The 24904-nt window shown below is 71.4% G+C and carries 21 protein-coding genes and 1 pseudogene; 9 read left to right on the top strand and 13 right to left on the bottom strand.

Annotated elements, in window-relative coordinates; all coding sequences use genetic code 11:
• Positions 1-54 precede the first annotated feature (54 nt).
• The gene (locus DEW08_RS07205; protein ID WP_109325777.1) at positions 55-741 is read left to right on the top strand and encodes a response regulator transcription factor; all 687 of its coding nucleotides are present in this window, start codon (positions 55-57) and stop codon (positions 739-741) included.
• On the opposite strand, the gene DEW08_RS07210 is transcribed toward DEW08_RS07205, so the two are convergent.
• Positions 723-1532 carry a hypothetical protein gene (locus tag DEW08_RS07210; protein ID WP_245986449.1) on the bottom strand — a complete coding sequence of 270 codons (810 nt, stop codon included), beginning with the start codon at positions 1530-1532 and terminating at the stop codon, positions 723-725. The two genes, DEW08_RS07205 and DEW08_RS07210, sit on opposite strands and share 19 nt — an antisense overlap.
• A 392-nt stretch (positions 1533-1924) precedes the next feature.
• Here DEW08_RS07210 and DEW08_RS07215 point away from each other — a divergent pair, with 392 nt between their 5' ends.
• From DEW08_RS07215 to DEW08_RS07230, 4 genes are all read left to right on the top strand, one after another.
• Entirely contained in the window at positions 1925-2830 is a 906-nt protein-coding gene (locus tag DEW08_RS07215; protein ID WP_245986451.1) for a YcbK family protein, read from the top strand.
• 199 nt (positions 2831-3029) lie between these two features.
• A complete protein-coding gene (locus DEW08_RS07220; protein WP_109325779.1) occupies positions 3030-3941 on the top strand; it encodes a GGDEF domain-containing protein in 912 nt (303 codons plus the stop codon).
• Positions 3942-4004: 63 nt separating this feature from the next.
• A complete protein-coding gene (locus tag DEW08_RS07225) occupies positions 4005-4592 on the top strand; it encodes a histidine phosphatase family protein (protein ID WP_109325780.1) in 588 nt (195 codons plus the stop codon).
• Positions 4593-4795: 203 nt separating this feature from the next.
• Positions 4796-5398 carry a CGNR zinc finger domain-containing protein gene (locus DEW08_RS07230; protein WP_245986453.1) on the top strand — a complete coding sequence of 201 codons (603 nt, stop codon included), beginning with the start codon at positions 4796-4798 and terminating at the stop codon, positions 5396-5398.
• Positions 5399-5500: 102 nt separating this feature from the next.
• On the opposite strand, the gene xth is transcribed toward DEW08_RS07230, so the two are convergent.
• Together xth and DEW08_RS07240 are read right to left on the bottom strand one after the other, a co-directional pair.
• Complete coding sequence (gene xth, locus DEW08_RS07235; protein WP_109325782.1) at positions 5501-6295, bottom strand: exodeoxyribonuclease III; 795 nt, start codon at positions 6293-6295, stop codon at positions 5501-5503.
• Between the two features lie 6 nt (positions 6296-6301).
• Positions 6302-6985 (bottom strand): fumarylacetoacetate hydrolase family protein, encoded by a 684-nt coding sequence (locus DEW08_RS07240; RefSeq protein WP_109325783.1) that lies wholly within the window; start codon positions 6983-6985, stop codon positions 6302-6304.
• A gap of 435 nt (positions 6986-7420) precedes the next feature.
• Between DEW08_RS07240 and DEW08_RS07245 the strand changes: the two genes are divergently transcribed.
• Entirely contained in the window at positions 7421-7915 is a 495-nt protein-coding gene (locus tag DEW08_RS07245) for a MarR family winged helix-turn-helix transcriptional regulator (protein ID WP_245986454.1), read from the top strand.
• 125 nt (positions 7916-8040) lie between these two features.
• Here DEW08_RS07245 and DEW08_RS07250 read toward each other — a convergent pair whose 3' ends face one another.
• From DEW08_RS07250 to glnK, 5 genes are all read right to left on the bottom strand, one after another.
• Positions 8041-8832 carry a gamma-glutamyl-gamma-aminobutyrate hydrolase family protein gene (locus tag DEW08_RS07250; protein WP_211107185.1) on the bottom strand — a complete coding sequence of 264 codons (792 nt, stop codon included), beginning with the start codon at positions 8830-8832 and terminating at the stop codon, positions 8041-8043.
• A gap of 13 nt (positions 8833-8845) precedes the next feature.
• Complete coding sequence (locus tag DEW08_RS07255; RefSeq protein ID WP_245986456.1) at positions 8846-9496, bottom strand: LolA family protein; 651 nt, start codon at positions 9494-9496, stop codon at positions 8846-8848.
• 131 nt (positions 9497-9627) lie between these two features.
• The gene (locus DEW08_RS07260) at positions 9628-12144 is read right to left on the bottom strand and encodes a DNA translocase FtsK (RefSeq protein WP_245986457.1); all 2517 of its coding nucleotides are present in this window, start codon (positions 12142-12144) and stop codon (positions 9628-9630) included.
• Between the two features lie 60 nt (positions 12145-12204).
• Positions 12205-13479, bottom strand: a complete 1275-nt coding sequence (locus DEW08_RS07265) for an aminotransferase class I/II-fold pyridoxal phosphate-dependent enzyme (RefSeq protein WP_109325787.1) — start codon at positions 13477-13479, stop codon at positions 12205-12207.
• Between the two features lie 319 nt (positions 13480-13798).
• Positions 13799-14137 (bottom strand): P-II family nitrogen regulator, encoded by a 339-nt coding sequence (gene glnK, locus DEW08_RS07270; protein ID WP_109325792.1) that lies wholly within the window; start codon positions 14135-14137, stop codon positions 13799-13801.
• A gap of 346 nt (positions 14138-14483) precedes the next feature.
• On the opposite strand from glnK, the gene DEW08_RS07275 reads away from it, so the two are divergent.
• Positions 14484-15749, top strand: coding sequence for a UbiH/UbiF/VisC/COQ6 family ubiquinone biosynthesis hydroxylase (locus tag DEW08_RS07275; protein ID WP_109325793.1), 1266 nt, complete (start codon positions 14484-14486; stop codon positions 15747-15749).
• A gap of 84 nt (positions 15750-15833) precedes the next feature.
• On the opposite strand, the pseudogene DEW08_RS33720 reads toward DEW08_RS07275, so the two are convergent.
• The 5 genes and pseudogenes from DEW08_RS33720 to DEW08_RS07300 form a co-directional block, all read right to left on the bottom strand.
• Positions 15834-16838: pseudogene (locus DEW08_RS33720) on the bottom strand (methyl-accepting chemotaxis protein); the annotation flags it as partial.
• Between the two features lie 1037 nt (positions 16839-17875).
• Positions 17876-18412 carry an RNA 2',3'-cyclic phosphodiesterase gene (gene thpR / locus DEW08_RS07285; protein ID WP_109325794.1) on the bottom strand — a complete coding sequence of 179 codons (537 nt, stop codon included), beginning with the start codon at positions 18410-18412 and terminating at the stop codon, positions 17876-17878.
• A gap of 20 nt (positions 18413-18432) precedes the next feature.
• The gene (locus DEW08_RS07290) at positions 18433-19476 is read right to left on the bottom strand and encodes an NADP(H)-dependent aldo-keto reductase (RefSeq protein WP_109325796.1); all 1044 of its coding nucleotides are present in this window, start codon (positions 19474-19476) and stop codon (positions 18433-18435) included.
• Positions 19477-19490: 14 nt separating this feature from the next.
• Positions 19491-20666: an FIST signal transduction protein gene (locus tag DEW08_RS07295; protein ID WP_109325797.1), complete on the bottom strand. Its 1176-nt coding sequence runs from the start codon at positions 20664-20666 to the stop codon at positions 19491-19493.
• A gap of 8 nt (positions 20667-20674) precedes the next feature.
• Positions 20675-21259: an arylesterase gene (locus DEW08_RS07300; protein WP_245986461.1), complete on the bottom strand. Its 585-nt coding sequence runs from the start codon at positions 21257-21259 to the stop codon at positions 20675-20677.
• A 141-nt stretch (positions 21260-21400) separates the two neighbouring features.
• Between DEW08_RS07300 and DEW08_RS07305 the strand changes: the two genes are divergently transcribed.
• Both DEW08_RS07305 and DEW08_RS07310 read left to right on the top strand, forming a co-directional pair.
• A complete protein-coding gene (locus DEW08_RS07305; RefSeq protein WP_109329617.1) occupies positions 21401-22189 on the top strand; it encodes an ABC transporter ATP-binding protein in 789 nt (262 codons plus the stop codon).
• A 1-nt stretch (position 22190) separates the two neighbouring features.
• Complete coding sequence (locus tag DEW08_RS07310) at positions 22191-24767, top strand: ABC transporter permease (RefSeq protein WP_109329619.1); 2577 nt, start codon at positions 22191-22193, stop codon at positions 24765-24767.
• Positions 24768-24904 lie beyond the last annotated feature (137 nt).

Below are 24904 nucleotides of genomic sequence, written 5' to 3' on the forward strand. Positions count from 1 at the left end.
CTGCAACCGGGGCCGGTCCGGCGGCCGTGCCAATCCGATGGTGACCAGCAACGAATGACCGCGGCCAAACGCATCCTGCTCGTCGACGATGACGACGTCCTCCGCCAATCGCTGGCCGAACAGATCCAGCTTCTGGACGGGGTCGAGACGGTGGAGGCGGGCGACGGCGCCACGGCGCTGGAGGCGGTGCGGTCCGGCGGCCTTTCCGCCATCCTGCTCGACAGCGGCCTGCCGGACATGGACGGCCATGCCCTGTGCCGCCGGCTGCGGCAGGACGGGGTGCGCTGCCCGATCCTTCTGCTGACCGCCCCGGGAACCGAGGCCGATGCGCTGGCGGGCATCGAGGCGGGGGCGAGCGACCAGATCGCCAAGCCCTTCCGGCTGGGCGTGCTGATCGCGCGGCTGACCGCCCAGCTCCGCCAGTTCGAGCAGAGCGAGGAGCCGGCCATCGCCATCGGTCCCTACCGCTTCCAGCCCACGGCGAAGCTGCTGCTCGACGAGGCGGCCGACCGCCGCATCCGCCTGACGGAGAAGGAGGCGGCCATCCTCAAGCACCTGTACCGGGCGGGGGAGACGGTGGGGCGCGAGGCCCTGCTGGGGCAGGTGTGGGGCTACAATGCCGGGGTCACCACCCACACGCTGGAGACCCACATCTACCGGCTGCGCCAGAAGATGGAACGCGACCCGTCCAACGCCGAACTTCTGGTGACGGAACCCGGCGGCTATCGCCTGGTGCCCTGACCGGCCCCGCGCAGCGGGCCGCCGAGCGACCCCGAGATCCCCGCCCGCGGCAGGGCCGCCCCGGCGCCGCCCGGCCCGGCCCCGCCCCGTCCGGCGATGGTCGGAACGGCCGGGTTGGCCAGCCAGCGGAAACGCAGGCCGTCCGGCGGGACGCCGCGCTTGCCGATCCCGCCGCCCCACAGCCCGCGCCCGCGCGGCACCACCGGCAGAAGCCGGATCTTGCGCCCGACGATGGCGAGCCGGCGGCGCCAGTGCGCGACCGACTGGGCGGAGGTGCCGACCCGCCGGGCGATCTCCTGGTCGGAGAGCAGGGCACTGCCGGGATCCTGCAGATGGTCGAGGATGGCGCGCCGCTTGTCGGCGCTGCTGTGGCGGGAATGCTTGCGCTCCAGCGCCTTGCCCATGTCCCACAGCTTGTCGGCGGTCTCGCGCGCCAGCTTGCGCCAGCGCCGCGCCTCGTCGCGGTGACGTTCCATCTCGCCGACCGTGCGGTCGAGCTGCCGCTTCAGCCCGGCCACCTCGCGCTCCAGGTCGCGCACCTGACGGCGCAGGCCGTCCACCAGTTCGCCGGGCGGCGGGGGAGGGCTGGGCGGCGCCTGCTCCGCCGGCGACGCGGCGGGGCCGGGCGGCGGGTCCGGCGCACGGGCGGGACGGGCACCTTCGGCGAGGTCGCGGAAGGACAGCCCGGCGCGCGACAGCATGATGCGCGCAGCCCGCAGGGCGGACAGCGCTTCGCCCTGGTGGTCCGACTCGGCCATGGCGAGGACTTTGGCGAGCTTGTCTGGATCCATCCGTCGGTGGCTGCTTCCGGAGCCGTTATCTGGAGCCGCCGTCAGGGGGCGCTGCGATTCGGCCGTGACCTTACCACATCCCGTTGGTGGCGGCACCTCCACATATTGAGGGTTGATCCGGACGATCAGCTTCCCTCTGAAGAGACCGCCGCGGACTCGCCTTCCGGTGGAGACGGAAGGCGGACGGCAACCCGCGGGCTGCCGGGCGACCGGCCGCGAAACTCCGAAGGTACCCGGCGGGCCGCCGGTCGGGCAGGGCCGCCGGGGGCCGGGCCGGGGGTGGTCCCCGCGCCGGCCGGTCTCGCGGCTTTCAGGACACGGGCAGTGGCGATTCGCCTCCCGTCCTGCATTGTCACAGTGCCCTCTTGTGACAATTCTGGTACAAGGACCCGATGCAACCGCGTTGGGGGACGGGGGTGTCGATGCGGGGGTCGCTGCGTGCCGTCTTTGCCTGCCTGCTCGCAGCGATCGCGCTGGCGGGATGCGCTTCCACCCCTGGGACCGGCGGGCTCGGCGACGGTCCGCGCTCCGTCGTCCTGACCCATCCCGGCAGCGGAGAGATGGTATCCGTCACCTACTGGCGCCCCGGCGGCTATGACGCCGATGCGTTGCGCCAGATCTCCATGCTGTTCCGCGACCGCCGCACCGGAGAGGTGGTGCCGGTCGACCCCGCGCTGATCGACATGCTGGTGGAGCTTCGCCAGCGCTGCGGCGCCGCCTCCGACATGCCGATCCGCGTGACCTCCGGCTACCGCTCGGCCGCCACCAATGCGGCGCTGGCCCGCAGCAACGGCAATGTGGCGGAGAACTCCTACCATATGCGCGGCCAGGCGGCCGACTTCTCCATCCCCGGCGTCGCCCCCTCCTGCCTGGGCGAGGCGGCGGCGGAGATGCGGCGCGGCGGCTATGCCGTCTATCCGCACACCGGCCATGTCCATGTCGATACCGGCCCCTTCCGCACCTGGACGCCGAAGGGCGGGGAGCCGCGCACCAGCCCCGCCATCCTGGAGGCGAAGGCCTCGCCACGGCCGAAGCCCGCCGCCGCCCCGCCGGTCCAGGTCGCCGACGTCCCCGCTCCAGCTCCCGAGCCCGCCCCGCCGCCGGCCCGCCAGGCGGCCGCCGCCGTTCCGGCCGCCGGTGCCGCCGCCAAGACGAAACCGGCCGAGCCGCCGCGCACCGGCACCGTCCGCGCGCCCGCACCGCCGCCGGACCTGACGCGCGTGCGCTATGTGCTGGCCCAGTTGAAGCAGCAGCCGGCCCCCGCCCCGCGCGGCACGAAGGACGGCGTGAAGCCGTGACCGGGCGGGCCCGGCCGGGCTTTTTCCATTGCGTCAGGTGGGGTTCGCGTCCATAAGTAGTATTACCTGATGACGCTGGTATGCAGCCGTGGCGACCATATCGGACACTACCCCATCTGACGGTTGTGAGTTGGCCGATGCGGTGACCTCGCGGCCGGCATCGCCCCCCTCGTTGCCTCCTTCTCCATCCCTGTCCACAATGTCCGCTGGTCCGCCGGGCGGCGCGCAGCTCGGCGACGTGCTGGACCGGATCCCGGTCGGCGTGCTGATCCATCGCGAGACGGGCATCGTCTACGCCAACCAGGAGGGCGCGCAGCTCCTCGTCGGGCCGGGGCGGTCGCCGCTCGGCCGCAACCTGCTGGAGTTCGTGGAGCCGGCGGAGCGCGCCGCCCTGGAGACCGCCTTCCTCGACTGCCTGCATGGCGGCGTTCCGGTGCGGACGATGGACGTCACGCTGCTCGGACCGGGGGCGGGACCGGACGGCCACCCCATCCGCACGCAGGTCAGCATGGCGCCCCTGCCGTGGGATGGGCCGGCCGTCGCCTATGTCGTCGTGACCGACGTCACCACCCTGAAGGAGAACGAGGACCGGCTGCAGGTGCTGGCGATCACCGACCCGCTGACCGGCCTGTTCAACCGCCGCCACTTCATGGAGCTGGCGGAAAGCGAGCTGAACCGCTCGCGCCGCTATGGCGGTCAGGTCAGCCTGCTGTCGGTCGACATCGACCACTTCAAGCACATCAACGACGCCTTCGGCCACGCCATCGGCGACCGGGCGCTGAAGGCCTTCGCCGACGGCTGCCGCTCGATGCTGCGGACCAACGACATCTTCGGCCGCATCGGCGGCGAGGAGTTCGCCATCCTGCTGCCGGAAACCGGGGCGGATGCCGCCCGCGCCGCGGCCGAGCGGCTGCGCGAGACGATCGCCGGACTGCGGGTGCCGGCCGGCCGCCGCACCATCCACTTCACCATTTCCGCCGGCGTGTCGAGCTGCCGCGACGGCGACCGCACGCTGGACGCCCTGCTGTCGAGCGCGGACAAGGCGCTGTACCGGGCGAAGCATGGCGGGCGCAACCGGGTGGTGGTCGCCGCCGACACGCCCGCCCCGTAACGGCTACCGCGTGACACCCGCCGCGTGACACCTGCCGCGCAACTCCCCTCCATCCGGATCGCCATGACCGACCTGATCATCGTCCGCCACGGCCCGACCGCCTGGAACGCCGAAGGCCGCATCCAGGGCAGCATCGACCAGCCCCTGTCGGAAGCCGGCCGGGCGCGGGTGGCCGGCTGGCGCCTGCCGCCGGAGGCCGGGGAGCGCGTCTGGTACGCCAGCCCGAAGATCCGGGCGTGGGAGACCGCGCGGCTGCTCGGTCTCGACCCGCTCCCCGAACCGCGGCTGGTCGAGATGAACTGGGGCGACTGGGAGGGAATGCTGATCGCCGACCTCCACGGCTCCGGCCTGCTGCCGCGGCGGCGCGACCGGCTCGGCCTCGACTTCCGGCCGCCGGGCGGCGAAAGCCCGCGGGCGATGCAGGACAGGCTGCGCCCCTGGCTGGCGGAGGTGGCGGCGCAGGGACGCCCGGCCGGGGCGGTGGCGCACAGCGGGCTGATCCGCGCGCTCTACGCGCTCGCCACCGGCTGGGACCTGGTGGCGGAGCCGGCGCACGGCCTGCGCGACGGCTGTGCCCACCGTTTCGCCCTGGCGCCCGACGGAACGCCGTCGGTGCTGGCGCTGAACCTGCCGCTGGAGCCCGGGGGCTGATTCCTCCTGGCCGGTCAAGTAACCTCCCAAATGAATGTAACCAAGTTACCATTCGTTCGCCAATATTCCGAACGTCAACCGGTATCCGTCACAAAACGTTTCTTTTATAGCGCGCACGGGGCGGTTACTGTTTTCCCATGCGTAAATCTTCCGTTCTGTCTGGACCGAGCGAACGTCCGCTCTTCTGCGGCGACCATCCGGCCATGGACTTCCTGAATACCGGCGCCGGGAGCCGCGGCGCGGCGCGGGAGTGGCTGTCGACCGGCCGGGACCTGCTGGCCTGGCTGGACGCGGCCGGTCTGCTGGCGCCGGAGCAGTTGGGGGTGTCGCTGGGCGACGGGGCCGAGGAGCTGCTGGACGACGTGGCCCACCGGGCCCGGTCGCTGCGGGAGTGGTTTCGCGGCTTCGTCCAGAGCCATGCCGGGCGCCCGCTGACCGCCGCCGACGTGCGGGATCTGGCGCCGCTCAACGCCCTGCTGGCGACCGACGACGCCTTCCGCCGCATCGAGGCGGCCGGACGGCCGGAGGACGGGCGCGGCCATGACCATGGCGAGGGGGCCGGCGTCCTGCGCTGGCGCAACCGGCGGCGCTGGCGCGGGCCGGACGTGCTGCTGCTGCCGATCGCCGACTCGATCGGCGACCTGCTGACCGGCGAGGACTTCACCCTGGTCAAGCAGTGCGAGGGCGAGGGCTGCGGCCTGCTGTTCCTCGACCGCACCCGGGCCAAGAGCCGGCGCTGGTGCAGCATGGCGCTGTGCGGCAACCGCGCCAAGGTCGCCGCCTTCCGCGCCAAGCGGCGCGGCTGACCGCTGCCGGACGCCATCCTTACCTGACGCCATCCTTACCTGAAGGCGCCGCCGCCGGGGTGCGGGCACGCCCGGCGGCTGGCCCTGCGCGGCCTGCCGGTCTCAGAGGTCGAGATCGACCAGGACCGGCACATGGTCGGACGGCTTGGGCTCCCAGCCGCGGGCCTCGCGCAGGATGGCCTGGCCGCGCAGCCTGTCCGCCAGCGGCGGGGTGACCCAGATATGGTCGAGGCGGCGGCCGCGGTCCGATACCGCCCAGTCGCGCGCCCGGTAGCTCCACCAGCTATAGAGCTTTTCGGACGGCGGGACGAAGTGGCGCACCGCGTCCACCCAGCCGGCCGAGGCCTGCATGGCCGCCAGCTTCTCCACCTCGACCGGCGTGTGGGAGACGACGCCCAGCAGCTCCTTGTGGCTCCACACGTCGCTCTCCAGCGGGGCGATGTTCAGGTCGCCCACCAGGATCATCGGCTGGTCGGGAGAGCGGTTGCTGCGGAACCATTCCGTCATCTCGTCGAGGAACTGCAGCTTGTGGGCGAACTTGTCGTTCACCGCCGGGTCGGGGATGTCGCCGCCCGCCGGGATGTAGACGCAATGCAGCTCCACCCCGCCCGGCAGCCGCGCCAGGGCATGGCGGCAGTCCTGCCTGCCGCACCAGTGCTGGACGTCGTTCGATTCGAAGGCATGCTTCGAGAGGATGGCGACGCCGTTGTAGCTCTTCATCCCGTGGATGTGGGTGTGGGCGTAGCCGCGCTCGACGATGGGGGCCAGCGGGAAGTCCGCGTCCACCACCTTGGTCTCCTGCAGGCAGATGACGTCCGGCTGCCGCTCGTCGATCAGACGGAGCAGCAGGTCCAGCCGCATGCGGACGGAGTTGATGTTCCAGGTCGCGATGCGCATCGGGGATCAGCCGATCGTCACGGTCAGGGTGCCGACGCCCTCGACGGCGCCCTCCAGCCGGTCGCCTGCCTTCACCGGGCCGACGCCTTCCGGCGTGCCGGTGTAGATCAGGTCGCCGGGCTGCAGCTCGACGAGGCCGGAGAGGCAGGAGACCGTCTCCGCCACCGACCAGATCAGGTCGGACAGGTCGCCTTTCTGGCGCAGCTCCCCGTTCACCGACAGGGTGACCGCGCCCGTCGCGGGGTGGCCGATGTCGGCGGCGGTGCGGATCGCGCTGCAGGGGGCGGAGCGGTCGAAGCCCTTGCCCATGTCCCAGGGCTTGCCTTCCTTCTTCGCGGCGTTCTGCAGGTCGCGCCGGGTCATGTCGAGCCCGACCGCATAGCCGAACACATGCTCCAGCGCCGACTCGACGGGAATGGCGCTGCCGCCGCGGCCGATGGCGACCACCAGCTCGACCTCGTGGTGCAGGTTGGAGGTGGCCGGCGGGTAGGGGATGGTCGCCCCGTCCGGCACGATGGCGTCGGCCGGCTTGGTGAAGAAGAAGGGCGGCTCGCGGTCGGGATCGGCGCCCATCTCGCGCGCGTGGGCGGCATAGTTGCGGCCGACGCAGTAGATGCGGCGGACGGGGAAGGGGGCGCCGCCGGTCACGGGAACGGCAGGCTGGGGCCACAGGGGGATGGCATAGGCCATGGCAAGGGCTTCCTCAGGTGGGGCAGGGCGTTCGACGCCGCCCAAACACCTACCGGAAAGCCCGCCCACCGGAAAGACCGGCCGCGCAATGCCCGGCGGGGGCGGTGGGGGCAGACCGCCGACTCGGAGGCCGGCCCCTGGGGCGGGACCGGTCGAATCGGGGTCCGGACACGAAGACGCCCGGCCTGGGGGGGACCGGGCGTCGGAAGCTCCTGTCTCGGAACCCGCGTGCGGCAGGGGAAACCACGAACGGGCGACCGTTCTGCACGGCCACTTCTTGAAAGAAAAGGTGGCGTGTGATTTTCCTGCAACCAATGCATAATATGCAAGTCAGCTATGCGAGCTGCATACAAGATGCGTATCTTGCTGACAAACAGGGCACTTGCCCGCATTTTATCAGCGCATAAGACAGTTCATTCAACCATGGCATTCCCGGTGACAGACAACGAGCGCTCCACCCCCGCCGACCGGCGTTCCCGCCTGCGTCCTGGCAAGAACGGCAAGCTGGCGCTTGGCCCCCTTCCGGAGCTGGTGGGCTACAATCTGCGCAAGGCCCAGGTGGCCGTGTTCCAGAGCTTCCAGAACGCCGTCGCTCCCCACGACATCACGCCCGGCCAGTTCGGCGTGCTGATCATGATCCGGGAGAACGAGGGACTTTCCCAGTCCGACCTCGGCACCGCCGTCGGCATCGACCGCTCCACGATGGTGGCGGTGATCGACCGGCTCGAGTCCCGCGGTCTCGTGATCCGCGCCCCCTCGCCGAACGACCGCCGCTCCTACGCGCTGCGCCTGTCGCCCGAGGGGCAGAAGCTGATGGACGAGCTGATCCCGCGCGTCCAGGCCCATGACCAGGGCATGGTCAAGGACCTGTCGCCGGAAGAGCAGGCGCAGTTCATCGACTTCCTGCGCCGGGTTTCGCGCAGCAAGTAAGCGTCCCGACCCGCGAGTCGCGCGCCGTGCCGGATCCGCTCCGGCGCGGCGCTTTCGCATGTCCGCAAGGCGGCTTGACGGGCTCGCAGAACTCCGCGGCGGGCGATGCGCAGCGGTGCCGGTCCTCAGGAGCTCCGGCCGGCGGCGCGCTGCCGCGCCGAGTCGCCGAAGGCGCGGAAGAGGGCGGTCGACAGCGGGTTCTCCCGGAAACGCCATTCCGGGTGCCACTGCACCGCCAGGGCGAAGGCCGGGGCGCCGGTGACGCGCACCCCCTCGACCAGCCCGTCGGGGGCCGTCGCCTCCACCGCCAAGCCCCCGGCCAGCCGGTCGATGCCCTGGCTGTGCAGGGAGTTCACCCGGACCTCCGCCATGCCGTCCGCCAGCCGCGACAGCAGCCCGCCGGGTGTCAGGCGGACGGCGTGGGCGGGGGCGTACTGCAGCTCGACCGGGCTGTCCGGATCCTCGCGATGGTCGAGGTGGCCGGGCAGTTCCTGCACCCGCTGGTGCAGCGTGCCGCCCAGCGCGACGTTCAGCTCCTGGAAGCCGCGGCAGATGCCGAGCAGCGGCACCCCGGCCTCCAGCGCCGCGCGGATCAGCGGCAGCGTGGTGGCGTCGCGGGCGGGGTCATGCAGCGTGCCGGGGGCGCTGGCCGGGCCGCCGTACAGCTGCGGTTCGACGTTGGACGGGCTGCCGGTGACCAGCAGGCCGTCGAGCCGCGCAATCAGGTCGGCGATGTCGATGCCGTCGCCCAGAGCGGGAATCAGCAGGGGCAGCGCATCCGCCCCGTCCGAGACGGCGCGCACATATTTGTCGCCGGCGACGTGGAAGGGATGCTCGCCCAGCCTGCGCATGCAGGCCGGGACACCGATCAGGGGCTTGCGCCGGCCGGGCATGGAGCTGGACGGGGGCATGGGCATGGGCGGGCCGGCCTCAGTTGCCGCGGCCGAAATCGTTGCCGCGCTTGGGTTCACGGAAATAGAACAGGTCGCGGTCCAGCGGCAGGCCGGTCCGCGGGTTCAGCAGCGCCACCTCGGTGGTCAGCCCCTGGGCGTCGAGCACGCGCCATTTGCGAAGCTGCAGCGGCCGGTCCTCGAACACCAGGGTCAGGGTGCCCTTGCCGGGATCCTTGGTCTCCACCAGCGAGACCTCGACGACGCCCGGCGCCTGGAAGACGTCGGTCACCGTCACGTCGCCGGACAGGCGGATGTCCTTGCGCAGGATGAAGTCGGCCAGCGTCGACCCGATGGGCGCGCTCGACTGCTGCTGCATCTCGCCGTCCCAATAGAAGACGAAGGTTCCGTCGGCGACGATGAAGTCCTTCACCGGCGGGTCGTAATCCAGCCGCATCTTGCCCGGCCGCGACAGATAGAAGGTGCCGGAGGTCTGCGAACCGCTGGGGGCGGCCTGGACGAACTTGGACTGCAGCGTGTGGACGCTGTTCAGATACTCCTCGACCTGCGCCAGCGTGGTCTGCTGCTGCGCCGTCAGCCTGGCCGGGGCAGGGGCGGCGAGGGCCGGGGGCGCCGCGGCGGCGCCAAGGCCGAGAGCGAGACAGACGGCGAGGAGGGGTCGACGAAGCACGGTCGGATGATCCTTGCAGGGGAAGGGTCCGTCGGGGGCGGGCCCGGACGGAGGGGCCATGTCGGAGATGGGCGCTGCCGCTTCGGGATCCAAGTAAGGATGGGAAAAGGGGGTAAGGGCGGGCGGTATCCTTACTCGTCGATGTCGCGGGCCAGCACCTCGCGCTTGCCGGCGTGGTTGGGCTTGCTGACGACGCCTTCCGCCTCCATCCGCTCGATCAGCCGGGCGGCGGAATTGTAGCCGATGCGGAGCTGGCGCTGGATGAAGCTGGTCGAGGCCTTGCGCTCGCGGCAGACCACCGCGACCGCCTTGTCGTAGAGGTCGTCGCCGGATCCGCCGGCGAGGCTGCCGCCGCTCCCGCCGCCATCGCCGCCGCCCGGCTCCTCGTCCTCCTCCAGCACGGCGTCGACATAGCTCGGCTCGCCCTGCGTCTTGAGGAACTTGACGATCTGCTCCACCTCGCCGTCGGCGACGAAGGGGCCGTGGACGCGGGTGATGCGGCCGCCGCCCGCCATGTAGAGCATGTCGCCCTGGCCGAGGAGCTGCTCCGCCCCCTGTTCGCCGAGGATGGTGCGGCTGTCGATCTTGCTGGTGACCTGGAAGCTGATGCGGGTCGGGAAGTTGGCCTTGATGGTGCCGGTGATGACGTCGACCGACGGACGCTGCGTCGCCATGATCAGGTGGATGCCGGCGGCGCGCGCCATCTGGGCGAGGCGCTGGATCGCCGCCTCGATGTCCTTGCCCGCCACCAGCATCAGGTCGGCCATCTCGTCGACGATCACCACGATGTAGGGCAGCTCGGTCAGGTCGAGCGGCTGCTCCTCGAACAGCGGCTTGCCGGTGTCGGGGTCGAAGCCGGTCTGCACGCGGCGGGTCAGCGACTCGCCGTTGGCGCGGGCCTCGCGCAGGCGGGCGTTGTAGCCCTCGATGTTGCGGACCCCCAGCTTGGACATGTTGCGGTAGCGGTCCTCCATCTCCCGCACCGTCCACTTCAGCGCGACGACCGCCTTCTTGGGGTCGGTCACCACCGGGGTCAGCAGGTGCGGGATGCCCTCGTAGACCGACAGCTCCAGCATCTTGGGGTCGATCATGATGAAGCGGCAGCGCTCCGGCGGCAGCCGGTAGAGCAGCGACAGGATCATCGTGTTGATCGCCACCGACTTGCCCGAGCCGGTGGTGCCGGCGACCAGCAGGTGCGGGAAGCGGGCGAGGTCGGCCACCACCGGCTGGCCGCCGATGTCCTTGCCCAGCGCCAGCACCAGCTTGCCGTTGTTCTTGTCGAACGACTCGGCCGACAGCAGCTCGCGCAGCAGCACCGTCTCGCGCTTGGCGTTGGGCATCTCGATGCCGATCACGTTGCGGCCGGGGACGACCGCGACGCGCACCGAAACGGCGCTCATCGAGCGCGCGATGTCGTCGGCGAGGCCGATGACGCGCGACGACTTCACGCCCGGCGCCGGCTCCAGCTCGTACAGCGTGACGACCGGGCCGGGATGGACCTTCTGCACCTCGCCGCGCACGCCGAAGTCGGACAGCACGCCCTCCAGCGTGGTGGCGTTGCGGCGCAGCGCCTCCTCGTCGAGCTGTTCGCCGCGCGCCCCGGGCGGCGGCGTCTGCAGCAGGTCGAGCGGCGGCAGCTCGTAGCCGTCGTCCGCCTCCTCCAACTGCAGGGCGGTCTGGCGCGGGTCGCGGCGGGCGGCCTCCAGCCGCGGATCGGCCTTGCGGCCGGCGGCGGGGGCGGCGTTGCGCGGTTTCTCGTCCGACAGGCGTGGGGCGACGATCTCGGGCTCGGGCCGGATGTCGCCCTCGACGCCGCGGCCGGGCACGTCGTCGAAGCTCGGCACCCGGCGCGACCGCAGCAGGGGCTCGCGCCGCGGCGCCTCCTTCTTCTGCCCGTCCTTCGGCCGGGCGGCCTCGGCCTCCGCCGCGGGCTTGCGCCCGATCAGCAGCGCCGCCGCGCGCAGCAGCAGCCGGCCCAGCAGGGCGAGCAGCCGGATCGAACCGACGGCGAAGCCGCGCAGGCTGACCAGCCATTCGGTCAGCGACAGACCGGCCGCCAGGAACAGGATGAAGCCGCCGGCGCAGGCGGCGACGGTTGCGACCATCGGCTCGCCATGGCCGCCCAGCATCAGGTTGTTGACGCCGCGCAGCAGCACCTGCCCGATGCTGCCGCCGGGATGGGCGGCCAGCGGGTCCGGCGATTCGACCGTCAGCCCCTCCAGCGCCATGGCGACCAGCAGCACGCCCCACAGCGCCAGCACGGTGCGGTAGAGCGGGTGGCTGATCGTCTTCTGCGCGCCGAGCCGCCAGCCCCAGAACATCGGCACCAGCGCCAGCAGGAAGGAGGACCAGCCCAGCGACTGGATCAGCAGGTCGGCCAGCCAGGCGCCCGGCGCGCCGAACAGGTTCTGCACCTTCGCCCCGGCGGCCGGGACGCTGTTCCACGACGGGTCGGACGGGTCGTAGCTGCCGAGCAGCACCATCAGCAGAAGCCCGAACAGGCCCAGCAGGAAGCCCACCGTCTCCCGCACCCGCGCCAGCACGAAGGCGCGCATGGCGGGGGAGAAGAAGGGCGGTTTTTCCTGCCGTCCGGCCGACTTCGCCGGCTTGGCGTTCGCACCACGGGTGTTGCTAGCGGATCGGGCCATCAAGATGTCTTGCTGTGACGGGTAACGGGGCGCCCCGCGGGGGCGGAGCGCCGGTGCTGGTCAGCCCAGGATGCGCGCGATCGCGGCGCAGGCCTGGCCGATCGTCTCGGCATCCTGCACCAGGGCCACGCGGATGAAGGGCGCGCCGGGGTTCGGCTCGCCGGGGGCGCAGCGGGTGAGGTAGGCGCCGGGCAGCACGCGGATGGCGCCCTCCGCCCACAGGCGGCGGGCCGCCTCCTCGCCGTCGCCGACCTCCAGCCACAGGAAGAAGCCGCCGTCCGGCCGGTAATAGCCGTAGCGCCCCTTCAGCGCCGCCTCCGCCGCATCGAACTTGGCGCGGTAGGCCGCGCGGTTCTCCTCGACATGCGCCTCGTCGCGCCACAGCGCCGCGCTGGCCGCCAGGACGGGCAGCGGCATGCCGGCGTTGGAATAGCTGCGCAGGCGGGAGAAGCGGGCCATCAGCTCCGCGTCGCCGGCCACGAAGCCGGAACGCAGGCCGGCGGCGCTCGACCGCTTGGACAGGGAATGGAAGACCAGCAGGTTCGCCCAGGGACGCGCCGGATCGCCGCCGGCCAGCCCGGCCGCGACCTGCAGGGCCCCGACCGGCGGCGTGTCCAGGTAGATCTCGGCATAGCACTCGTCCACCGCCAGGATGAAGCCGTGGCGGCGGGCCAAGCCGATGGCGCGCGCCAGATAGGCGGCGTCGGCGGCGGCCCCCTGCGGGTTGGCCGGGGTGCAGAGATACATCAGCGCCGTCCGCTCCAGCAGGTCGGGCGTCAGGCTGTCGAGGTCGGGCAGGAAGCCGGTTTCGCGGGTGGCGTCGAGGAAGACCGGCTCCGCACCGGCCAGCAGCGCCGCCCCCTCGTAGGGCGCATAGAAGGGATTGGGCATCAGCACCGCCGGCTGCCGTCCGGCCTTGCTCTGCGGCACGGCCAGCAGGGCCAGCAGGAACAGCGCCTCGCGCGTGCCGGAGACGGGAAGGACGCAGCGCTCGGCATCGAACAGGCCGGCGGGCAGGGCATAGCGGCGGGTCAGCCAGTCGCCGACGGCGGCGCGGAACTCCGGCGTGCCGTTCACCGGCGGATATTTGCCCCACAGATGGGCATTGGCGCGCAGCGTCTCGTCCAGCAGCGGCGGGGTGGGGTGCTGCGGTTCGCCGACCGACAGCAGGACCGGCGGAACGTTGGCGCGCGGGGTCACGTCGGCGAGCAGCGCGGCCAGCCGGGTGAAGGGATAGTCGCTCAGCCGGTCGAGCCGGTCGTTGCCGGGCGCCCCGTCGCTGCCGGGCGCAAGGATACCGCTGGGGGCCGTTTCGGTGGGGGCCGCCGTCACCATGCCGCCGTCGCTCCTGTGTTGGGCGTTCGCGTACGGTGGATCGCCCGTACGATTCGGCCCCGATCCTATCGGCGGCGGGCACCCCGCACAAGGGAACAAAACCGGGCGGGGATAAGCATTGGAGGCGGCCGCCGGCCGGTCCCCGCCAGCGTGCGCGAGGCATCCTCCCGGTCCGGGAAAGTCGAGCGGGACGCATCCGAAGACCAGCGGCGGTCCCGGCGAAGACGAACCGCCGGCGGAGAAGGCCGGCGGTCGGCGGTCCGTCCCGCCGGATGGACGGACCCGACTGGCCTTCTGCCGTCCGTTACAGCGGACTCCCTTACAGGGCCTCGGCGTTCGTCTCGCCGGTGCGGATGCGTACGGCCTGGGCGATTTCCAGCACGAAGATCTTGCCGTCGCCGATGCGGCCGGTGTTGGCGGCCTTCTGGATCGCCTCGACCACCTGCTCGTACTGCTCGTCCGAGACGGCGACCTCGACCTTCACCTTCGGCAGGAAGCTCACCGAATATTCGGCGCCGCGGTAGATCTCCGTCTGGCCCTTCTGGCGACCGAAGCCCTTGACCTCGCTCACGGTCAGGCCCTGGATCCCGAGCGAGGTCAGCGCTTCGCGCACTTCGTCGAGCTTGAACGGCTTGATGATGGCCATAACCAGTTTCATGTGGCTTCCCCTAATCAGCGTTGTCCCGGCCCGTGGCCGCCCTGCCGTCCGGTGCCGCCCCGCCCGTTGGCGGATCGTCAGCCGTCCTGGTGCGAGCGTGTTCGCCCCGTCCGCAAAAATCAACGGTTTCAAGAACCGTGCCGGTTGAATAACTTCGGCGGCGGGCGGAATTTTGGCGCGAACCCCGCTCAAAGATACGCCATCTGCCCTGTTTATGTGCAGCGACAATCGGTCCGGTGGTGCCTCGGCGGTGACGCTGGACAAGCGGCGGAGACGAGACAATTGTCTCTGCGCGAAAAGGAGCGCCGCCCCGGACGGCGGCGCGCAGGAGAGAGGCAGCATCGACATGGCCGAATCGGCGAGGACGGCGTCCGGTGGGGACCAGACCGGCGTGGTTGCGACGGAAGTCGTGGTGCTGGGCGGCGGGCTTGCCGGGCTGACCATGGCGGCGGCGCTGGCCACCGCCGGCGTTCCGGTGGCGTGCATCGACCAGGACAGCCCCGACCGCAAGGCCGGCGACGCGTTCGACATCCGCACCACGGCCATCGCCTATGCCTCGATGAAGGTGCTGGAGGGGTCCGGGGTGTGGCGGCACATGGAGCCGCAGGCCGGGCCGATGCTGGACATCCGCATCGCCGACCAGTTCTCGCCCCTCTTCGTGCATTACGACCACACTGAGCTGGCGATCGACGGCGAGCACCGGCCCTTCGGCTGGATCGTCGACAACAAGGACATGCGCCGCGCCCTGTTCGCCCGCGCGGCGGAGCTGCCCAACCTCGTCCATCTGGCGCCGGCCCGCGCGGTGGCGGTGGAGCGCGACCGGACCGGCGCCCGCGTGACGCTGGAGGACGGCCGGGTGGTGACGGCGCGCCTGGTGGTGGGGGCCGACGGCCGCCGCTCGATGGCGCGCGACGGGGCCGGGATCAGGGTGCGGCGCTGGGCCTACGACCAGAGCGCCATCATCTGCACCATCGGCCATTCCGAACCGCACAACGGCGTGGCGGTGGAGCATTTCCTGCCCAACGGCCCCTTCGCCGTGCTGCCGATGACGGGGAACCGCTGCTCCATCGTGTGGAGCGAGAAGTCCTCGCTGGTCGACATGTACCTGAAGATGCCGGAGGAGCAGTTCATCGAGGAGCTGCAGCGCCGCTCCGGCGGCTATCTCGGCGAGATCGAGCTGCTGACCCGGCGCGAGGCCTGGCCGCTGTCGGTGCTGCTGGCCGAGCGCTTCATCGCCGAGCGGCTGGCCCTGGTGGGGGAGGCGGCGCACGCCATCCACCCCATCGCCGGCCAGGGCCTCAACCTCGGCCTGCGCGACGTGGCGGCGCTGGCGGAGGTGATCGTGGACGCCCACCGGCTCGGGCTGGACGTCGGCAGCCCGGCGGTGCTGGAGCGCTTCCAGCGCTGGCGCCGCTTCGACACCGTGCTGCTGGCGGCGGTCTGCGACGGGCTGGTCCACCTGTTCTCCAACAACATCGGCCCGGTGAAGCTGGCGCGCGACGTCGGCATGGCGGTGGTCAACCGCCTGCCGCCGGTCAAGCGCTTCTTCATGCGCCATGCCATGGGGATCGTCGGCGAGCTGCCGCGGATGATCCGCGGGCTGCCGCTGTAGGGCCGGACGCCTCCCGCGCAATGAAGAACGGGCCGCCCCCGTCGGGAGCGGCCCGTCTGCCTGTCCGGCGGCTGACGGATGGGATCAGGCCGCGCGGATGCCGGACAGGAAGGTCTCGACCTCCTGGCGCAGGGTGGCCGCCTTGCGCGACAGGTCGTCCGACGCGTTCAGCACCGCGTTGGCGGCGGAGCCGGTCTCGGTGGCGGCGCTGCTCACCTGCACGATGTTGCTGCTGACCTCCTCGGTGCCCTGGGCGGCCTGCTGCACGTTGCGGGTGATCTCGCCGGTGGTGGCGTTCTGCTCCTCGATGGCGGCGGCGATGGCCGAGGCGATCTCGCTCATCGTGCCGATGGTCGTGCCGATGCCCTGGATGGCGGTCACCGTGCTCTGCGTCGCCATCTGCACGCTGGCGATCTGGCTGGCGATGTCCTCGGTGGCCTTGCTGGTCTGGTTGGCCAGCGCCTTGACCTCGCTCGCCACCACGGCGAAGCCCTTGCCGGCCTCGCCGGCGCGGGCCGCCTCGATCGTCGCGTTCAGCGCCAGCAGGTTGGTCTGGCTGGCGATGTCCTGGATCAGCTTCACCACGTCGCCGATGCGCGAGGTGGCTTCGGCGAGGCTGCGCACCGAGCCGCCGGTGTCCTGCGCCTCGCGCACCGCCTGCACGGCGATCTCGTTCGACCGCGAGACCTGACGGCTGATCTCCTGGATGGAGGCCGCCATCTCCTCGGTGGCCGCCGCCACGGTCTGCACGTTGGCCGAAGTCTGTTCCGCCGCGGCGGCCGAGGCGGAGGCCTGCTGGTTGGTCTGGTTGGCCAGCGACGCCATGCTGCCCGCCGTGGAGCCCAGGTCGTTGGCGGCCGACGCCACCTCGCCCAGCACGTCCGACACCTTGCGGTCGAAGCTGCGGATCATCTGCTCGATGGCGGCGGTGCGCTGCTCCTTGGCGGCCTGCTCGGCGGCCTGTTCGGCCTCCAGCCGCTCGCGCTCGATGGCGTTGTCCTTGAAGACCTGGACCGCCTTCGCCATGCCGCCGATCTCGTCGCCGCGCTCGCCGCCCTCGACCGCCACGTCGAGCCGGCCGGAGGCGAGGCTGTGCATCACCCCGGTGATCCGCTCGATGGGGCCGGCGATGGTGCGGCGGACCAGCAGGATGGCGGTGCCGAAGCACAGGACCAGTCCGACGACGGCGACGCCGAGGATCCAGTTGCTGGCCGACGCCACGTCGGCCGACGCCTGGTCGGAGGCGGCCTGCGCGGCCTTGTCCAGCTTGTCGATCATCGCGCGGTACTGCGCGCGCGAGGTCAGGTATTCGGGGTCGAACCGGTCGACGATGATGCGGTGGGCCACCTCGTCGTTGTTCTTCAGCGCCTCGGCCTTCACCTCGTCGGCGGTGCGCTGCAGGCCCTCCAGATGCTGCCGCAGCGACCGGAGGTCGGCCGCCAGGGCGGGAACGGCGGCGGCCACCTTGTCCAGCCGCTCGAACATGCCCTTCATGTCGCTGTCCAGCGCGCTGACCGCCTCCCGGATCTTCGCGGCATCGTCCTCGATGACCATCGCGTAGATGTCGCGCGACGTGACGTTGAGGAGCGAGTTGGAGCGGGCGAGCCACAGGGATGCCGTCGTCTCGCCGTCGAGCAGCCGGCTGTAGATCTGGTCCAGTTCCCTGACCTTCAGAACCGCGGTACCGGAAAGTCCGATCGCAAGCGCTGCCATCAGCGACAATGCGATAAGGATTTTATTGACGATGCGAACATTGGCCAGCGTCATCGGAATATGCCTTGTCTATGAACGACAATAGATTTCCGAGGATAGTCCTGCAGGTTTTAAACTCGTTAAAATTCTGGACGGACCGATGTCTTCAGCCGTCTATGGGAGAAGACAATTGAGTGGATCGGGCGGTAAGGGGATACACATCCTATACATGCAGTATCCATCGGCATTCGTCAAAATGTGACAACCCGGGCCGATGATCGGGACGGCAGACGACAAATTGTCACGTACCGTCGGAGGCCGGACGGGAGGCAGGGAGGGCGGAACGGCGGCCGGCGCAGACGTGGCCTGCAGCCGATGCATCGCTGCCGGAGAGCATGCCCGCGGGTCGCTGGCCCGGAGATCGCTGGCGTCCCTCAGCCGAGCGGATACTCGCCGATCGCCTCGTAGACCGGCCCGGTGCGGCCGAGATGGCTGCGGTAGAGGGTGAAATGCTCCATCCGCACCGGGCCGGCGCGGAACAGGCCGCGGTCGGACAGGAAGCGGCCGATACGCTCCTGGGGGGCGTCCTTCAGCCGGGCCAGCGTGACGTGGGGAGAGAATTTCCGCTCCTCCGCCGGGACGCCGGCACGCACCAGGGCCGATTCCACCTTGGCCTGCAGGTGGGACAGCGCCTCGCTGCGCTCCACCCCGGCCCACAGGATGCGGGCGTTGCGGCTGTTGCCGAACACCCCCACCCCGTCCAGGACCAGATCGAAGGCCGGCGCCTGCACCGCCGACAGGGCGGCGGCGATGTCCGCCGCCTGGTCGTCCGGCACCTCGCCGATGAAGCGCAGGGTGAGGTGCAGGTTCTCCGGCTCGGTCCACCGCGCTCCCGGCACCCCGCCGCCGAGGCCGGCGAGACGCTCGCGGACATCCTCCGGGAAGTCGAGCGCGGTGAACAGACGTATCATGGGAAAGGACCCCGGAGGCTTTACGGGCAGGGATCGGGCAGCCGGTCGTGGACGGCGTCGATCTCCTTCAACAGCTCGTCCGGCAAGGTGACGTCGACCGCCGCGATGTTGGACTTCAGATCCGCCATCGTCGTCGCCCCGATCAGCGAGGAGGCGACGAAGGGCTGCCGCAGCGTGAAGGCGATCGCCATCTGCGCCGGCGACAGGCCGTGGCGGCGGGCGATGTCCAGATAGGCGCGGGTCGCCGCGTCGGCGTTGACCGTGGCATAGCGCGACGCGCGGTGGTCGATGGCGCGGCGGCTGCCCGGCGGCAGCGCGCCGTCGAGATACTTGCCGGTCAGCGTGCCGGCCGCGAGCGGCGAGTAGGCCAGCAGCCCGACCTCCTCGCGCAGGCCGACCTCGGCCAGCGCCTGCTCGAAGGTCCGGTTCAGCAGGTTGTAGGCGTTCTGGATCGAGGCGACGCGCGGCCCGTGCCCCAGCTCGGCCGCCCGCAGGAAGCGCATGACGCCCCAGGGCGACTCGTTGGACAGGCCGACATGGCGGATCTTGCCGGCCTTCACCAGCTCGTCCAGCGCTTCCAGCGTCTCCTCGATCGGCACGCCGTCGGCCTCCGGCCGGTGGGTGTAGCCGCGGGTGCCGAAGCGGTTGGTGACGCGGTCGGGCCAGTGGAGCTGGTAGAGGTCGATGTAGTCGGTCTGCAGCCGGGCGAGGCTGGCCTCCACCGCGGCGAACAGGTTGGCGCGGTCGAGCCGGGAGGCGCCGCCGCGCACCCAGCCGAAGCCGCCGCCCGGCATGCCGATGATCTTGCTGGCGAGGATCACGCGGTCGCGCCCGCCGCGGCTGCGGAACCAGGTGCCGATGATCTCCTCGGTCCTGCCGTAGGTGTCGGCGGTGGGCGGCACGGCGTACATCTCCGCCGTGTCCCAGAAGGTCACGCCCTGGTCGAGCGCGTAATCCATCTGGGCGTGGCCCTCGGCTTCGGTGTTCTGGCGGCCCCAGGTCATGGTGCCGAGGCCGATGGCGCTGACCGACAGGCCGGTGCGGCCGAGCGGACGGTATTGCATGGGATCGGATTTCCCTACAGGAACAGGGTGAGGACTCCGGTATAGCCGTAAAGCCGCTGATGGGAAATCTCGCCGGCAGCGTAGAATCCCACCAGCGGGATCGGGCCGAAGGCCTCGCGGATCAGGGCCAGCTCGTTGTCGCCGCTGCCGAACAGGCTGGGGCCGCGGGCGATGCAGCTCACGTAGATGGCGCCCTTGGGCCGGGTGCTCACCCGTTTCTTCAGCGCCGCCAGCATCCGGCGCATGTCGGCCTCGGCGCTGGCGCGGTCGCGGCGGGTGAACAGGATGGGCTGGCCGGTCCGCACCTCCTCGGCGATGGAGATCCAGCCGGCGCGCGGGTCGATGGCGACGAGGTCGCGGACCAGATAGTCGCCGGTGTCCGACCCGGTGATCGGCAGGCCGGCGAAGATCAGCCCGGCGACGCGGGGCAGGTCGGCGGCGAGGTCGGGGCCGATGTCCTGCTTGAAGATCTCCAGCGCCGGGCGCCCGTCGATCTCCAGCACCTTGTCGCCGTCGGCGGCCGTGATGCTGCGGGCCGGGCCGATGGGGACGCAGCCCTGGGTGTGGGCGGTGGCGACCGGCAGGTCGGGGGCGAACAGCACGCCCGAGACGCCGCCCTCCGCCACCGGGCCGGCGGTGCCGGCCCCCGTGCCCGTGCCGCCGGGCATGGTGAATTGCGGGAAGCTGCCGCGCGACGCGCTGAGCCCGCCGACCAGGAAGCTGCCGGTCTCCTCCGACAGGGTGCTCACCAGCCCGGCGAGGTTCTTGGTCCGCGGGTCGGCATGGACCAGCGCCAGGGAGGAGCCGTGGCGGTCGAGCCAGGGGCCGGCCTTGCGGCGCAGCGGCTCCAGCCCCTCCGTCAGCATGGGGAAGAGGTGGAAGCTCTCCGGCGGCAGGCGGGCGGCCATCACCGCCATGCCCGGCTCGTCGAACAGGGTGTGGCCGTTGGCGCAGACGCCGATGCCGGTGGTGCCGACCCAGTGCGGGATGCCGGTCACCCCGCGCAGCAGCGTGACGATGCTGGTCGCCTGGTCCGCCAGCGCGTCGGTGAGGTAGAGGAAGCCCAGGGTGCAGCCCTCGACCGGGCCCAGCGACTCGAGGCAGGACTTCACGGTCGGCCCCCAGTCGCTTCCCGCGGCGGCCGCCGCCTGGAAGGTCGCCTCGTCAGCCGGCGCAGGCGTCGTCGTCATGGGCAGTCTCAGCCTCCGGTCCGGTTGACGCTGTCGAGCAGCCGCGTCACGTGCGGCAGGATACGCTCCACGATGATCGAGACGCCTTTGGCATTGGGATGAATGCCATCGGGCTGGTTCAGCGTCTGGTCGGTCGCCACCCCATCGAGGAAGAAGGGGTAGAGCGCCGCGCCGTACTGCCCGGCGAGGTCCGGGTAGATGGCGTTGAAGCGCTCGCCGTAGGCGCGGCCCAGGCTGGGGGCGGCGAGCATGCCGGCGACCAGGGTCGGGATGCGCTTCTCGGCCAGCGTCTTCAGGATGGCGTCCATGTTGGCGCGCGCCTGTCCGGGGTCGAGCCCGCGCAGCATGTCGTTGGCGCCGAGCTCGACGATCGCCGCGTCGGGCCTGTCGGCCAGCGCCCAGTCCAGCCGGGCGAGGCCGCCCGCCGTGGTGTCGCCCGACACGCCGGCATTGATGACCGTCACCGCATAGCCCTTCGCGGTCAGCGCCTTCTGGAGCTGCGCCGTGAAGCCCTGCGGTTCCGGCAGGCCATAGCCGGCGGTGAGGCTGTCGCCCAGCGCCAGCAGCTTGATCGGCTTGTCGCTTGCCGCCATCGCCCGTCCGCCCCCTCCGGTCAGCGGCGACAGGCCGCCCGCCAGGACGGCGGCGGCAAGGGCGACGGCCAGTCCGTTGAAACGACGGCGTGCGGAGCCATATGGCGGAAGTCCTTTTCGCTCGTTCGTGAGGCGCATTTGATGTCCCGATCCGATCGTCCGGCCGCTTCCGCCGCCAGCACGTCCGCGCTGGTGGATCTCGATGAGGTCCACCTGACATTGGACAGCGGGGCCGGACCCGTCAACATTCTGCGGGGGGTCAGCCTGCGGGTCGGTGCCGGCGAACGGGTTGGCGTCGTCGGCCCCAGCGGCTCCGGAAAATCCACGATGATGATGGTGATGGCCGGGCTGGAACGGCCGTCCGGCGGCGCCGTGCGGGTCGCCGGCCACGACCTCGGCCGGCTGGACGAGGATGGGCTGGCGCGGTTCCGCCGCGATCATGTGGGCATCGTCTTCCAGGCTTTCCACCTCGTGCCCACCATGACCGCGCTGGAGAACGTGGCGATCCCGCTGGAGTTCGCCGGCGTGCGCGACGCCTTCGACCGCGCCCGCCAGGGGCTGGAGGCGGTCGGGCTCGGCCATCGCGTCACCCATTACCCGGGGCAGCTCTCGGGCGGCGAACAGCAGCGCGTGGCTCTTGCCCGCGCTTTCGTTGCGGAGCCGAAACTTCTTCTGGCGGACGAGCCGACCGGCAATCTGGACATCGACACCGGCGCCACCATCGTGAAGCTGCTGTTCGACCTTGCCGAGCGGCGCGGCACCACGCTGGTGCTGATCACCCACGACCCGGCGCTGGCGGCGCGCTGCGACCGCACCGTGCGGCTGGTCGACGGCCGGATCGTCGATGACCGCACGGCTGCGGAGGATGGCGCCGCCGCGCAAGACGGGCTGGCGGCGCCGGCCGGCCGCGTCCGCGTGGCGGGGGAATGAGATGAGCTCCCTTGCCGACTCCGCGGCAGGATCCCGGGCGGGGTCGCTGGCGCTGGCGCTCCGTCTGGCGCGGCGGGAGCTGCGCGGCGGGCTGAAGGGGTTCTGGATCTTCCTGTCCTGCCTGGCGCTCGGCGTCGCGGCCATCGCCGCGGTCCAGTCGGTGTCGCGCAGCATCCTCGACGGCCTCGCAGGCGACGGCCGGGCGATCCTCGGCGGCGACGTGGCGATCCGCCAGCTCTACACGCCGCCCAATCCCGAGCAGCGCGCCTTCCTGGTCTCGTCGGGCCGGCTGTCGCAGTCGGTCGAGATGCGCGCCATGGCCCGCGCCCCGGATCAGGCGGGAGGCGGCGAGGCGCGCTCCTCCCTGGTCGAGCTGAAGGCGGTCGACGATCCTTACCCGCTCTACGGCGACCTGACGCTGCGCGACGGCGGCAGCCTGCGCGACGCGCTCGCGCTGCGCGACGGGCGCTGGGGCGCGGTGGTCGAGGACGGCGTGCTCGACCGTCTCGGGCTGAAGCTTGGCGACACGGTCCTCGTCGGCGACGGTGCCTTCACGCTGCGCGGCGTCATCAGGCGCGAGCCGGACCGCGCCTCCTCCAACGCCTTCTCGCTCGGGCCGCGGCTGATGGTGGCGCTGGGGTCCATGGAGGCCACCGGGCTGCTGCAGCCGGGCAGCCTCGCCTACTGGAACAGCAAGGTCGCCCTGCCGTCCGGCAGCGACCCGGCGGCATGGCAGGCGGCGCTGAAGGAGCGGTTTCCCGACGCGCCGTGGCGGGTGCGCGACTATACCAACGCCTCCCCGCAGGTGGAGCGCTTCATCGGGCGGATGACGCTGTTCCTGACCCTGGTCGGCCTGACCGCCCTGCTGGTCGGCGGGGTCGGGGTGGGCAATGCCGTGCGCAGCCATCTCGACGGCCGCGCCCGCACCATCGCCATCCTGAAATGCGTCGGGGCGCCGGGCGGCCTCGTCTTCCAGCTCTATCTGGCGCAGATCCTGATCCTGGCGGCGCTCGGCATCGCCGTCGGGCTGGCGCTGGGGGCGCTGGCGCCGCTCGCCTTCGGGCGGCTGCTGGAGGATCTCCTGCCGGTGACCGCCCGCATCGGCGTCTATCCCGGCGCGCTGGCCGTCGCGGCGGTCTATGGCGTCCTGACGGCGCTGACCTTCTCGCTGTGGCCGCTCGGCCGCGCGCGGGAGGTGCCGGCCGGCGCCCTCTTCCGCGACGTGATCTCCCCGGCCGGCGGCCGGCCGCGCTATCCTTACCTGATCGCCATGGCGCTGGTCGCCGCGGCGCTCGCCGCGCTGGCGGTGGCGACGGCGCAGAACAAGCTGTTCGCCGGCTGGTTCGTCGCCGGCTCCATCGCCAGCTTCCTCGCCTTCCGTGGGGCGGCGTCGCTGGTGATCGCCGGCGCCGCGCGGGTCGGACGGCCGCGCCGGCCCGGGCTGCGGCTGGCGCTGGCGAACCTGCACCGGCCGGGCAACCCGACCGGGCCGGTCGTGCTGTCGCTCGGCCTCGGCCTGACGGTGCTGGTCGCCATCGCGCTGGTCGAGGGCAACTTCTCCCGCCGGGTGACCGAGACGATCCCCAAGGACGCGCCGGCCTTCTTCTTCGTGGACGTCCAGCCCGACCAGCGCGACACCCTGCGCGAGCTGGTGGCCGGGGTGCCCGGCACCGGCGGGTTCGAGGCGGTGCCGAGCCTGCGCGGCCGCATCGAGAGCGTGAACGGCACGCCGGCGGAACAGGCGCTGAAGAGCCCCGACCAGGAGTGGATCCTGTCGGGCGACCGCGGCGTCACCTACTCGGCCGGCCTGCCGCGGCAGTCGACCGTGGTGGCCGGCTCCTGGTGGCCGGCGGACTATGCCGGGCCGCCGCTCGTCTCGATCCACCAGAGCGTCGCCGACGCCTTCGGGATCGGCCCGGGCGCCAGGCTCGGCGTCAACATCCTCGGCCGCACCATCACGGCGGAGGTCGCCAACGTCCGCGCCGCCGACTTCACCACCCTGTCGATCAACTTCGTCATGGTCTTCGCCCCCGGCACGCTGGAGCGGGCGCCGCAGACCTGGATCGCCACCGTCCGCGCCACGCCCGAGGCGGAGGCGGCGGTGCAGCGCGCGGTGCTGCAGCGCTTCCCGAACGTGACGATGGTGCGGGTTCGCGACGCGCTGGACACCGTCAACACCATGCTGGCCGACATCGGGACCGCGGTGCGGGTCACCGCCGCCATCACGCTCGCCGCCGGCATGCTGGTGCTGGCCGGGGCGGTCGCCGCCGGCCACCGCCGCCGGGTCTACGACGCCGTGGTTCTGAAGGTGCTGGGGGCGACGCGGGGCGACGTGCTGCGCGCCTTCCTGCTGGAATACGGGCTGCTCGGGCTGGTCACGGCGGCCATCGCCGGGGTGATCGGGACGCTGACCGCCTGGGCGGTGCTGCGCTTCCTGATGCATTGGGACTGGGTGTTCCTGCCCTCGGCGGTGCTGTCGACGGCGCTGCTCAGCACCGCGGTCACGCTGGCCTTCGGCTTCTACGGCACCTGGCGGGCGCTCGGCCAGCCGTCGGCCCCGCTGTTGCGCAACGAGTAGCGGGACAAGGCGGGCACCGTGCATGATCGGAAGATGAAACCTTTGTCATGCAACGGCTTCGCTTCCGATTCCTGTTGATCAGCATAGCTGCCTCGCCAATATGACAGGGCAACGGGAATTACCATTTCCATCCGAGG

The organism is Azospirillum thermophilum (genome assembly GCF_003130795.1).
Lineage (GTDB): Bacteria > Pseudomonadota > Alphaproteobacteria > Azospirillales > Azospirillaceae > Azospirillum > Azospirillum thermophilum.